Origin of the sequence: Kitasatospora sp. NPDC018619 (assembly GCF_044391605.1) — a bacterium.
Classification (GTDB): Bacteria; Actinomycetota; Actinomycetes; order Streptomycetales; family Streptomycetaceae; genus Kitasatospora.
This window is the reverse complement of sequence record NZ_JBISAI010000031.1, coordinates 35223-46782: the sequence shown is the minus strand read 5'-3', so window position 1 is coordinate 46782 and position 11560 is coordinate 35223. Positions and strand designations below refer to the sequence as shown.

Below are 11560 nucleotides of genomic sequence, written 5' to 3'. Positions count from 1 at the left end.
GCCGTGTCACGGCCGGGCGGTCGACCACACCTCAACCCCGGGGAACCCTGCGCACATGACCGCGATCTCGCTCGGTATTCCGTCCCTGCCGCTCAAGCCGCTGGCCAAGCGCCGCCACTCCCGGCAGATCATGGTCGGCAACGTGCCGGTCGGCGGCGACGCCCCGGTGTCGGTGCAGTCGATGACCACCACGGTGACCTCGGACATCAACGCCACGCTGCAGCAGATCGCCGAGCTCACCGCGTCCGGCTGCCAGATCGTCCGGGTCGCGGTGCCCTCGCAGGACGACGCGGACGCGCTGCCGATCATCGCCAAGAAGTCGAAGATCCCGGTCATCGCGGACATCCACTTCCAGCCGAAGTACGTCTTCGCGGCGATCGACGCCGGCTGCGCGGCGGTGCGCGTGAACCCGGGCAACATCAAGGCCTTCGACGACAAGGTCGGCGAGATCGCCAAGGCCGCCAAGGACGCGGGCGTGCCGATCCGGATCGGCGTCAACGCCGGTTCGCTGGACAAGCGCCTGATGGAGAAGTACGGCCGGGCCACCCCGGAGGCGCTGGTCGAGTCGGCGCTGTGGGAGTGCTCGCTGTTCGAGGAGCACGACTTCCGCGACATCAAGATCTCGGTCAAGCACAACGACCCGGTCGTGATGATCAACGCCTACCGCCAGCTCGCCGCCGCGTGCGACTACCCGCTGCACCTCGGCGTGACCGAGGCCGGGCCGGCCTTCCAGGGCACCATCAAGTCGGCGGTCGCCTTCGGCGCGCTGCTGGCCGAGGGCATCGGCGACACCATCCGGGTCTCGCTCTCGGCCCCGCCGGCCGAGGAGATCAAGGTCGGCAACCAGATCCTGGAGTCGCTCGGGCTGCGCGAGCGCGGTCTGGAGATCGTCTCCTGCCCGTCCTGCGGCCGCGCCCAGGTGGACGTCTACAAGCTCGCCGAGGAGGTCACCGCCGGGCTGGAGGGCATGGAGGTGCCGCTGCGGGTGGCCGTCATGGGCTGCGTGGTGAACGGTCCGGGCGAGGCCCGGGAGGCCGACCTCGGCGTCGCCTCCGGCAACGGCAAGGGCCAGATCTTCGTCAAGGGCGAGGTCATCAAGACCGTCCCCGAGTCGAAGATCGTCGAGACCCTGATCGAGGAGGCGCTCAAGCTCGCCGAGCAGATGCAGGCGGACGGCGTCGAGGCGGGCGCCCCGACCGTCGTCGCCGGGGAGTGAGCCGGCCCGGCAGCGGGCCGGGGCGCGCGGGGCCGCGGGGGAGCGGTCCCCGGGCCGGCCGTTCCGACCGCCGCCGGCCGTCCTGACCGCGCGGGAGCGTCCGCGCGGAAGTCCTTCCGGAAGCGGGGCCGTCCGTTCGCGGGCGGCCCCGCGGCCGTAGCCGGGTGGGGCCACGGAGTAGGGTGCGGCCAGAGTCGTCTCAGTGAGGTGCTGTCCCGATGCTCGATCGCGGTGTGATGCTCCCGAGCTCCTTCCAGGCTGCCCGGGCCCTGGCCACCACCCGCGTGCTGGAGCCGCCGGACCTGCCCGAGGCCCTGGAGGTCCTGCACCGCGACCCGGTCGCCAACGCCTTCGTGGCGACCAGGGTCGAGGCCGTCGGACTGGACCCGTGGCGGCTCGGCGGCGAGATGTGGGGCTGGTACGACCAGGACGGCGTGCTGGACGCGCTCTGCTACGCCGGGGCGAACCTGGTCCTGGTCGATGCCGGGCCCGAGGCGGTCGCGGCGTTCGCCGAGCGGGCCCGCCGGCAGGGCCGGCGCTGCTCCTCGATCGTCGGGCCGGCGGCGCCCACGGCGGCCTTCTGGGCCCTGCTGGAGCGCAGTTGGGGCCCGCCCCGGGAGGTGCGGGCGCACCAGCCGCTGATGGCGACCTCGGTGCCCTCGGCCGACGTGGCGCCGGATCCGCTGGTGCGCCGGGTGCGGCGCGACGAGGTCGAGGCCCTGATGCCGGCCTGTGTGGCGATGTTCACCGAGGAGGTGGGGGTGTCCCCGCTGGCCGGGGACGGCGGCCTGCTCTACCAGGCCCGGGTGGCCGAACTCGTGTCCACCGGACGGTCGTTCGCGCGGTTCGGGGGGGACGGGAAGGTCGTCTTCAAGGCGGAGATCGGGGCCGTGACGGAGGGCGCCTGCCAGATCCAGGGGGTCTGGGTCGCCCCGGAGCACCGCGGTCAGGGGCTCTCCGAGACCGGCATGGCGGCGGTCCTGGAGGTCGCGTTGCGGGAGGTGGCGCCGGTGGTGTCGCTGTACGTCAACGACTTCAACCTGCGGGCCCGGGCCGCGTACCGGCGGGTGGGGTTCCGCGAGGTCGGGGCGTTCATGAGCGTGCTGTTCTGAGCGGTCCGCGTCAGGCTGTTGGGATCTTCGGCCGCGCGGCGGGGCCACGGGTAGTAACGTCCGGAGCATGGATCAGCTGACCGGGGTGACGATCGGGGCCATCGACCTCGTGGCCTGGGCGCCGCAGGCGCTGGACGTCCAGGCGGTGGCGTTCGGGCTGACGCCCGAGGAGGTCGCGGTACGGCTGCACATCGTGGGGCGGCACGCCCAGCAGCCGGGGGTGATCGCGCTCGGGGCGATGAGCGGCGGGCGGCTGGTCGGCTTCGGGTACGGGATGCCCAACCGGCGGGAGCACTGGTGGAGCACGGTGATCGAGCCCTACCTGGCCGCCCGGGGCCACGGGGACTGGCTGGACGGGGCCTTCGCCGTCACCGAGCTGCACGTGCTGCCGGAGTTCCAGGGGCAGGGGATCGGCTCGCGGATCATCCGGATGCTGTGCGAGGGCTCGGGGCTGGAGCGGAGCATCCTCTCGGCGATCGACGCGGAGACGCCGGCCCGGCGGCTGTACCGGGCCCTGGGGTACCGGGACCTGGCGCGGGCGGTGCGCTTCCCGGCGACGGACCGGCTGTACGCGGTGATGGGGGCCCCGCTGCCGCTGCGCGGGCCCGGGGCCGGCGGCCGGGGCGTGTCGGACACGCCGTAGGGGAGCGCCTCCGGTCAGAGGGCGCCGGCGAGTTCCAGGTGGAGCTCGGCGTCCTCGCGGCGGTCCGCGGCGAGGGCGCGCAGGGCGAGGTCGACGGCGCGGAACAGGGTCCAGCCGCGCAGGCGGTCCGGGTCGACCTCCAGCGCTTCGGAGAGCCGGCCCAGCCGGCGGCGCAGGGCGGCGGGGGCGCCGGGCGAACCGAACAGGGTGTCGGCGCGGTCCAGAGCGAGCCGGGCCAGGTCGAAGGCGCGTTCGCCGGCCAGCGGGCGCGGGTCGATGGCCAGCCAGGGGGCGCGGTCGGCGGCCAGGACGTTGCCGTGGTGGAAGTCCCCGTGCAACAGGAGGGACTCCCCGGCGGACCGGGCGAGGCCCCGGGCGGTGTCCAGGGCCTCGGCGACCAGCTGCCGCGCCCCGGCCGCGGCGGGGTGCGGGTGCTCCGCGAGGCGGGCGGCGACGGCGATCCGCTCGGCGGTGCCGGGGAAGGGGTGGCCCTCGGGGAGCGCCGTCCAGAGCCGGTGCAGCAGGCTGGTGGCCTCCAGCATGGCCTTGGGCTCGGCCAGCGAGCGCAGCGGGATCCCGCCGTGGAGGCGCTCCAGCAGCAGGACGCCCTCGGCGGGGGCGGCGTCCAGGAGGAGGACGGCGCCGCGGCCGGCCCAGTGCCTGAGGGCGGCGTGCTCCTGGGCGGTCTCCGGGGTGGGCAGGCCGACCTTGAGGACGGCGGGGGAGAGGTCCTCGCGGTGGACGTACGCGACGAGGCTGAGGCTGCCGCCGGGGTCGAGGACCCGCTCCAGGGTGAGGTTCCAGGCGGCGAGGCGGGCGCCGGCTCTGGCGGGGAGGTCCGCCAGCCAGGAGCGGGCGGCGTCGCCGTGCGCGGCGGTGACGCTGTCCGTCAGCCAGGTGGGGACGGTGATGGTGGGTTCGGCTCCCGACATGGGTTCATTGTCGGGGTTTGGGGCGGGTTTCCTCGGCGTGGGCGCGCGGGGCCGCCCCGCACGCCGTCGGCCGCCCACCCGCGCGCTGTCGGTGGCAGCCCCGTGGTCAGGCGGGCAGGCCGGGGAACGCGGTGGCGGGAGCGCCCCAGCGGCGGGCGCGCAGGGCGCTCTCGCGCAGCGCGGTGGCGGCGGCGGGGCGGTAGGCCGCGGGCAGGGCGGCGACCAGGTCGGCGTAGCCGGCGGTCAGCCGGGTCTCCAGGTGGACGGCGAGCCGGCCGGCGTCGGCGGCGGAGGCGACGGGGAAGGGCAGCTGGTAGCCGCCGGCGGCGGGGGTGGGGGCCGCGGTGGCGGCGGTGAGCAGGCGCTGCCAGGCGTCGCGCTGGGCCTGGTGGGCGGCGTGGGTGGCGCGGGCCTCGGTGCGGCCGGGGTCGTCGGTGAGGTGGGCGCCGACCACGCCGTAGCCGTAGACGGCGGCGTGCTCGCCGCTGAGGGCGGCCTGGAGGGCGGGGACGGCGGCCGGGTCGGCGGTGCCGGCGGCGCCGTCGGGGGTGCGGACCGGGGTCTGGTCGCCGAGGGCGGCGGCGTGCAGGGCGTTGGACGCGGAGACGGAGGCGAGCAGCCGGGCGAGGGGAGGGCTGAGCTCGTCCAGGCCCTCCAGGCGGGACTCCGCGGTCCGGTGCTCCAGCCGGGCCAGGTCGACGGGGGTCGTCAGCGGGCGGTCCGGGGTGCCGGTGGGCGAGGGGCTCGCGCTCGGCAGGCCCTCGGCCAGCGCGGCGCGGTGCCGGGCGGTGTCCTCGCGCAGCGGCTGGAGCAGCGCGGTCCGCGCGCCGGGGGCGGCGAGCAGGCCGTCGTAGGCGCCGAGCAGGAGGTCGGTGTCGGCGACCGCCCGGAGGCGGGCCGGGGTGTCCGCGTCGCGGGGCGGGGAGGGGCCGGCCGGGGCGCCGCCGCGGGGGTCGGCGGTGCAGGCGGTGACGGCGGTGAGCAGTCCGAGGGCCAGGAGGGTCCGTCGGCTGGGCGGCTGCATCGGGTCCACTCCGGGCGGGTACGGGAGGACGGCCTCCCCGCCTGCCCTCGTTGGCCTGAATGATGGCAGAGTCCCCGCCTTCCCGGGCCCGGCCGGGGTGCGCCGTGCCGGGTGTGAGCTTGCTCGCAGTGGGTGGTGCGCGCCTGGTCGGCGGAGGTCCGGAATCGGTGGTTGGGTGCCTGACCGGATAGGCTTTGGGCCGAGCTGCCGTGATCCGGTGTGGCACCGGGGGCGCGGGGCGACCTTCTGACAACAGCAGACGCGGCCGAGGAGTCCACCCGGATGAGCACCACCCACACCGACCGGCTGCGAGCGTTGCTGGAGCCGCTGGCCGAGCAGGCCGGACTGGACCTGGAGGACGTCAGGGTCACCAGGGCGGGCAGCCGCCGACAGGTGCAGATCGACGTCGACACCGACGGCGGCGTGGACATGGACACCGTCGCCGAGTTCAGCCGGGTGGTCGGCGAGGCCCTGGACGCGTCGGATCTGATGGGGAACGAGGCGTACCTGCTGGAGGTCGGCTCGCCGGGGGCGGAGCGTCCGCTGGTCCTGCCCCGGCACTGGCAGCGGGCCGAGGGTCGGCTGGCCAAGGTCCACCTGGTCGACGGCGGGGAGCTCGTCGCCCGGGTGCTGGAGGCCGACGAGGACGGCGCACTGGTCGAGGTGCAGCCGGTGAAGGGGCGCGGCCGCCCGAAGGAGCGCCGTCTGGCGTACGCGGAGGTGGCCCGGGCGCGCGTCCAGGTCGAGTTCAACCGCAAGGGCGACGACGAGCTCCTGGACGGGGCCGCGGACATCGACGAGGGGGAGGACGGCGCCGAGTGACCCCGCGGTGCCGTACGACCATGACGAACGTGACGAAAGACGAGGAGGCGTAGCCGTGGACATCGACATGAGTGCCCTGCGCACGCTGGTCAACGAGAAGAACATCCCCTTCGACCTGCTGGTCGAGTCCATCGAGTCCGCCCTCCTCACCGCGTACCACCGCACCGAGGGCTCGCGCCGCCGGGCCCGGGTGCACCTGGACCGCAAGAGCGGCCACGTCACCGTCTGGGCCATGGAGGACCCGGCGGAGCTGGAGGAGGGCGTCGAGCCGAAGGAGTTCGACGACACCCCGAGCGGCTTCGGCCGGATCGCGTCCAGCATCGGCATCCAGGTGATGATGCAGCGCCTGCGCGACGCCGCCGACGACCAGACCTTCGGCGAGTACGCGGGCAAGGAGGGCGACATCGTCACCGGTGTCGTCCAGCAGGGCAACGACCCGAAGAACGTGCTGGTCGACATCGGCAAGCTGGAGGCCGTCCTGCCGCCGCAGGAGCAGGTCCCCGGTGAGGACTACCGGCACGGCACCCGGCTGAAGTGCTACGTCGTCGCCGTGCGCCGGGGCGTGCGCGGGGCTTCGGTGACGCTCTCGCGCACCCACCCGAGCCTGGTGAAGAAGCTGTTCGCGCTGGAGGTCCCGGAGATCGCGGACGGCAGCGTGGAGATCGCGGCGATCGCCCGCGAGGCCGGCCACCGCACCAAGATCGCGGTCTGGTCGCGCCGCCAGGGCCTGAACGCCAAGGGCGCCTGCATCGGCCCGATGGGCTCCCGGGTGCGCGCGGTGATGGGTGAGCTGCACGGCGAGAAGATCGACATCGTCGACTGGTCGGAGGACCCCCGGGAGATGGTGGCCGCGGCGCTGTCGCCCGCGCGGGTGACCAGCGTCGAGATCGTGGACGCCGCCCAGCGTTCCGCCCGGGTGATCGTGCCGGACTACCAGCTGTCGCTGGCGATCGGCAAGGAGGGGCAGAACGCCCGCCTGGCCGCGCGCCTGACCGGGTGGCGGATCGACATCCGTCCGGACACCGAGGGCCAGGCCGGGGAATCGCAGGACCAGTAGTCACTGTTGTCGTGGGCGTCCCTGTCGGTCCTCCGGGGCCGGTGGGGCGGCGCCATGTCGCTTCGGAGGGGTAGACTTGCCTTCGTCTGGCCGGACGCATGTCCGAGCACGCCCGGAACGCACCTGCGTGGGCTGCCGCAAGCGCGCGGCCAAGCACCAGCTGTTGCGTGTCACGGCGGTCGAGGGCGAGTGCGTTCCCGACCCCCGCGGCGCACTTCCGGGCCGGGGTGCTCACCTGCACCCCGACCCGGCCTGCCTCGACCTCGCGGTCCGCCGTCGGGCGTTCCCCCGGGCCTTCCGGCTCCAGGGGGCGCTCGACACCGAGCGGCTCCGCGGGTTCATCGGGGAGCGGGCGGACGGAGCCTCCTAGTCGGGCCGCCTCCCGCGACAGCCCGCCGCTCGCGCGGCGGGGAACCACCGCAACAAGCACAGCGCTCGGGCAGCCGCGCGCCGTGTCACCAGTCAGGTACCTCGCGATGTGGAAGTAGGTCGAGATTGCGATGAGCACTCGATGAGTACGCGATGAGTACGCGATGGGTACGCCCATGAAGTAGCGACAGTCCGGCGGACGAGACCCCCGGACTCATAGACAGGAGTGAAGTGGCTAAGGTCCGGGTTTATGAACTCGCCAAGGAGCTTGGCTTGGAGAGCAAGGCCGTCATGGCCAAGCTCACCGAGCTCGGCGAGTTCGTCCGTTCGGCGTCCTCGACGATCGAGGCGCCGGTCGTACGCAAGTTGACTGACGCGCTTGGTGTGTCCCCCACCGGTGGTGGATCCGCTGCCAAGCCGGGCCCGCGGAAGACCGCGGCGCCCTCCCCCGCCGCCGGCTCGGGTGCCCCGAAGCCGGGTGCCCCGACCCCGGGTCCGCGCCCCAGCGCGACCCCTGGTCCCCGTCCGACCCCGGCTGCCGCCGCGCCTTCCGCGCCGGCCGCCCCCGCCGCCCCGAAGCCGGGCGCGCCGACCCCGGGCCCGCGCCCGGCCGCGCGTCCCGCCGCTCCGGCGGCCCCGGCCGCGCCCGCGGCCGAGTTCTCCTCGCCGGCCCCGGCCGGCGACGCCCCGCGTCCGGCCGCCCAGGCCCCGCGCCCCGGTGGCCAGGCCGCCGGCGGTGCCCGTCCGGGCCCGCGTCCGGCCGGTCCGCGTCCGGGCAACAACCCGTTCACCTCGGGTAGCGCCACCGGCATGGGCCGCCCCGGCGACCGCCGCCAGGGCGGTCAGGGCGGTGCTCCTCGTCCGGGCGGTGCCCAGGGCGGCGAGCGTCCGCGTCCCGGCGGCGACCGTCCGCGTCCGGCCGGTGCCCCGGGTGCCGGTGCCCCCCGTCCGGGCGGTGCCCCGCGTCCGGGTGCGCCCGGTGCCGGCGGTGCCCCGCGTCCCGGCGGCGACCGTCCGCGTCCCGCGGGTGCCCCGGGTGCCGGTGCTCCCCGTCCCGGTGGTGCCCCGCGTCCCGACGGCATGCCGCGTCCGGCCGCGCCGCGTCCCGGCGGCCCGACCCCGTCCGGCATGCCGCGCCCGAACCCGGGCATGATGCCGCAGCGTCCGGCCGGCCCGCGTCCGGGTCCGGGTGGCCGTGGTCCGGGTGGCCCCGGCGGCCGTCCCGGCGGTCCGGGTGCCGGTGGCGCCCGTCCGGGCTTCCAGGGTCGTCCGGCCGGTCCGGGCTCGCGTCCGGCCGGTGGCGGCGGCTTCGGCGGTCCCCGTCCGGGCGGCGGCGCCCCCGGTGGCGGCGGCGGCTTCGGCCCGCGTCCCGGCGGCTTCGGCGGTCGTCCCGGCGGCCCGGGTGCCCGTGGTGGCACGCAGGGCGCCTTCGGTCGCGGCCCGGGCGGTCGCCCGGCGCGCGGTCGCAAGTCGAAGCGGGCGAAGCGCCAGGAGTACGAGGCCATGCAGGCCCCGTCCGTCGGCGGTGTGATGCTGCCCCGCGGCAACGGCCAGACCGTTCGCCTGTCGAGCGGCGCCTCGCTGATGGACTTCGCGGAGAAGATCAACGCCAACCCGGCCGCGCTCGTCTCCGTCATGTTCAACCTCGGTGAGATGGTCACCGCGACCCAGTCGGTCTCCGACGCGACCCTCGAGCTGCTGGCCGGCGAGATGGGCTTCCAGCTGGAGATCGTCAGCCGGGACGACGAGGACCGCGAGCTGCTGGAGTCGTTCGACATCGACTTCGGCGCCGACGAGGGCGACGAGGACCAGCTGGCCCCGCGCCCGCCGGTCGTCACCGTCATGGGTCACGTCGACCACGGTAAGACCCGCCTGCTGGACGCCATCCGCAAGTCCAACGTGGTGGCCGGCGAGGCCGGTGGCATCACCCAGCACATCGGTGCCTACCAGGTCGTCACCGAGGTGAACGGCGAGCAGCGTCCGATCACCTTCCTCGACACCCCGGGTCACGAGGCGTTCTCCGCCATGCGTGCCCGTGGTGCCAAGTCCACCGACATCGCGATCCTGGTGGTCGCGGCCAACGACGGTGTCATGCCGCAGACGGTCGAGGCGCTGAACCACGCCAAGGCCGCCGGTGTGCCGATCGTGGTCGCCGTCAACAAGATCGACGTCGAGGGCGCCGACCCGACCAAGGTCCGCGGCCAGCTGACCGAGTTCGGCCTGGTGGCCGAGGAGTACGGCGGCGACACCATGTTCGTCGACATCTCCGCGCGCCAGGGCCTGCACATCGACCAGCTGCTGGAGGCCGTGGTCCTGACCGCGGACGCCTCGCTGGACCTGCGGGCCAACCCCGAGCAGGACGCGCAGGGTATCGCCATCGAGGCGCACCTGGACAAGGGCCGCGGCGCCATGGCGACCGTGCTCGTGCAGCGCGGTACCCTCCGCGTCGGCGACTCGATCGTCGTGGGCGACGCCTACGGCCGCGTCCGCGCGATGCTGGACGAGAACGGCAAGAACCTCTCCGAGGCCGGCCCGTCCCGTCCGGTGCTGCTGCTCGGTCTGACCTCGGTGCCCCGCGCCGGCGACAGCTTCATCGTCGTCGACGAGGACCGCACCGCCCGTCAGATCGCCGAGAAGCGCTCGGCCCGCGACCGCAACGCCGCCTTCGCGCAGCGTCGGGTCCGGGTGTCCCTGGAGGACCTGGACAAGGCCATCGCCGCCGGCTCCATCGAGCAGCTCAACCTCATCATCAAGGGTGACGTCTCCGGTTCGGTCGAGGCCCTGGAGGACGCCCTCGTCAAGCTGGACGTGGGCGAGGAGGTCGAGCTCCGGGTCCTGCACCGCGGTGTGGGTGCCATCACCGAGTCCGACGTGGACCTGGCGATGGGCTCGGACGCCATCATCATCGGCTTCAACGTGCGCGCCGAGGGCCGTGCGCGCACCGCGGCCGAGAAGGAAGGCGTGGACGTCCGGTACTACTCGGTCATCTACCAGGCGATCGAGGAGATCGAGAACGCCCTCAAGGGCATGCTCAAGCCGGAGTACGAGGAGGTGCGCCTCGGCGCCGCGGAGATCCGCGAGGTCTTCCGCTCCTCCAAGTTCGGCAACATCGCCGGTGTCCTGGTCCGCGACGGCATCATCCGCCGCAACGCCAAGGCCCGCCTGCTGCGCGACGGCAAGGTCGTGGCGGAGAACCTCTCGATCGAGGGCCTGCGCCGCTTCAAGGACGACGCGACCGAGGTCCGCGAGGGCTTCGAGGCCGGTGTCACCCTGGGGTCGTTCAACGACATCAAGGTCGACGACATCATCGAGACCTACGAGATGCGCGAGAAGCCGCGCGCCTAGTCGGTGTCAGCCGGGGCCGGTCGACGGATGGTATTTCCGTCGACCGGCCCCGGTCTCGCTGTGTAGGGTCCGGGGTAGTTCAGACGTAGCGGCGCGAGCCCGTTCCGGGCTGCCCCCGAGGCCTTCCAGGTCGGCGAGACCTGTCACACATGTTCGTGGGAACACTCACCTTCGACCTGCTGCTGGGCGACGTCCACTCGCTCAAGGAGAAGCGTTCGATCGTGCGGCCCATCGTGGCCGAACTGCAGCGCAAGTACAGCGTGTGCGCTGCCGAGACCGGGAACCAGGACCTGCACCGCCGGGCCGAGATCGGCCTGGCGGCGGTATCCGGCGACGCCGGGTACGTCACCGAGGTTCTGGACAGCTGTGAGCGGTTGGTCGCCGGCCGCCCCGAGGTGCAGCTCCTCTCCGCGAGGAGGCGCTACCACAACGACGACGACGAATGAGGACCGTGGAGCCGGCCGGCGGAAGTCGCCGTTCTCACACGGATCAGGACCGAGAGCGCCCGCAAGGCCGGGCGCGGGCCGGTACTTTGGGGCGTGGGCCCCGACGGGTGCGCAGCTCGCCCGGGTACCGGGCCCACTGCACGAGGAGGCAACGTGACCGACACCGCAAGGGCGCGCAAGCTCGCCGACCGCATCCAGGTGGTCGTCGCCCAGACCCTGGAGCGGCGGATCAAGGACCCCCGCCTGGGGTTCGTGACCATCACCGACACCCGGGTGACCGGAGACCTGCGCGAGGCCACCGTCTTCTACACCGTCTTCGGTGACGAGACCGAGCGCGAGGCCACCGCGGCCGCGCTGGAGAGCGCCAAGGGCGTGATCCGCTCCGAGGTCGGCAAGATCGGGGTGCGCTTCACCCCGACGCTGACCTTCGTCGCGGACGCGCTGCCGGACAACGCCCGGAACATCGACGACCTGCTCGACCGGGCCCGCACCTCGGACGCCGCCGTGCGCACCCGGGCCGCGGGGGCGAGCTACGCCGGCGACGCGGACCCGTACCGGGCCCCGGCGTCCGAGCGTGACGACGAGGACGAGTAG

The 11560-nt window shown here is 74.2% G+C and carries 11 protein-coding genes; 9 read left to right on the top strand and 2 right to left on the bottom strand.

Features of this window, described 5'->3' with window-relative positions:
* Positions 1-55: 55 nt before the first annotated feature.
* The 3 genes from ispG (at position 56) to ACH5AR_RS31985 (ending at position 2971) form a co-directional block, all read left to right on the top strand.
* Positions 56-1216 (top strand): flavodoxin-dependent (E)-4-hydroxy-3-methylbut-2-enyl-diphosphate synthase, encoded by a 1161-nt coding sequence (ispG, locus tag ACH5AR_RS31995; RefSeq protein ID WP_396305036.1) that lies wholly within the window; start codon positions 56-58, stop codon positions 1214-1216.
* A 236-nt stretch (positions 1217-1452) separates the two neighbouring features.
* On the top strand, positions 1453-2328 hold the full coding sequence (locus ACH5AR_RS31990) for a GNAT family N-acetyltransferase (RefSeq protein ID WP_396305055.1): 876 nt from the start codon (positions 1453-1455) through the stop codon (positions 2326-2328).
* 67 nt (positions 2329-2395) lie between these two features.
* The gene (locus tag ACH5AR_RS31985) at positions 2396-2971 is read left to right on the top strand and encodes a GNAT family N-acetyltransferase (protein WP_396305035.1); all 576 of its coding nucleotides are present in this window, start codon (positions 2396-2398) and stop codon (positions 2969-2971) included.
* Between the two features lie 14 nt (positions 2972-2985).
* Here ACH5AR_RS31985 and ACH5AR_RS31980 read toward each other — a convergent pair whose 3' ends face one another.
* On the bottom strand, positions 2986-3903 hold the full coding sequence (locus ACH5AR_RS31980; RefSeq protein WP_396305034.1) for an aminoglycoside phosphotransferase family protein: 918 nt from the start codon (positions 3901-3903) through the stop codon (positions 2986-2988).
* A 106-nt stretch (positions 3904-4009) separates the two neighbouring features.
* Entirely contained in the window at positions 4010-4927 is a 918-nt protein-coding gene (locus ACH5AR_RS31975; RefSeq protein WP_396305033.1) for a ferritin-like domain-containing protein, read from the bottom strand.
* A 282-nt stretch (positions 4928-5209) separates the two neighbouring features.
* Here ACH5AR_RS31975 and rimP point away from each other — a divergent pair, with 282 nt between their 5' ends.
* The 6 genes from rimP (at position 5210) to rbfA (ending at position 11560) form a co-directional block, all read left to right on the top strand.
* Positions 5210-5749, top strand: a complete 540-nt coding sequence (gene rimP / locus ACH5AR_RS31970) for a ribosome maturation factor RimP (protein WP_396305032.1) — start codon at positions 5210-5212, stop codon at positions 5747-5749.
* A gap of 55 nt (positions 5750-5804) precedes the next feature.
* On the top strand, positions 5805-6806 hold the full coding sequence (gene nusA, locus ACH5AR_RS31965; RefSeq protein WP_396305031.1) for a transcription termination factor NusA: 1002 nt from the start codon (positions 5805-5807) through the stop codon (positions 6804-6806).
* Between the two features lie 76 nt (positions 6807-6882).
* Positions 6883-7176: a YlxR family protein gene (locus ACH5AR_RS31960; protein WP_396305030.1), complete on the top strand. Its 294-nt coding sequence runs from the start codon at positions 6883-6885 to the stop codon at positions 7174-7176.
* 230 nt (positions 7177-7406) lie between these two features.
* Positions 7407-10520, top strand: a complete 3114-nt coding sequence (gene infB, locus ACH5AR_RS31955; RefSeq protein ID WP_396305029.1) for a translation initiation factor IF-2 — start codon at positions 7407-7409, stop codon at positions 10518-10520.
* 149 nt (positions 10521-10669) lie between these two features.
* On the top strand, positions 10670-10966 hold the full coding sequence (locus tag ACH5AR_RS31950) for a DUF503 domain-containing protein (RefSeq protein WP_396305028.1): 297 nt from the start codon (positions 10670-10672) through the stop codon (positions 10964-10966).
* 153 nt (positions 10967-11119) lie between these two features.
* Positions 11120-11560 (top strand): 30S ribosome-binding factor RbfA, encoded by a 441-nt coding sequence (rbfA, locus tag ACH5AR_RS31945; protein WP_359830297.1) that lies wholly within the window; start codon positions 11120-11122, stop codon positions 11558-11560.

Excerpts from the sequence above, each read along its gene's own strand:
- ispG (WP_396305036.1), top strand. The coding sequence starts at position 56 with ATGACCGCGATCTCGCTCGGTATTCCGTCCCTGCCGCTCAAGCCGCTG.
- ACH5AR_RS31990 (WP_396305055.1), top strand. The coding sequence starts at position 1,453 with ATGCTCCCGAGCTCCTTCCAGGCTGCCCGGGCCCTGGCCACCACCCGC.
- ACH5AR_RS31985 (WP_396305035.1), top strand. The coding sequence starts at position 2,396 with ATGGATCAGCTGACCGGGGTGACGATCGGGGCCATCGACCTCGTGGCC.
- ACH5AR_RS31980 (WP_396305034.1), bottom strand. The coding sequence starts at position 3,903 with ATGTCGGGAGCCGAACCCACCATCACCGTCCCCACCTGGCTGACGGAC.
- ACH5AR_RS31975 (WP_396305033.1), bottom strand. The coding sequence starts at position 4,927 with ATGCAGCCGCCCAGCCGACGGACCCTCCTGGCCCTCGGACTGCTCACC.
- rimP (WP_396305032.1), top strand. The coding sequence starts at position 5,210 with ATGAGCACCACCCACACCGACCGGCTGCGAGCGTTGCTGGAGCCGCTG.
- ACH5AR_RS31950 (WP_396305028.1), top strand. The coding sequence starts at position 10,670 with ATGTTCGTGGGAACACTCACCTTCGACCTGCTGCTGGGCGACGTCCAC.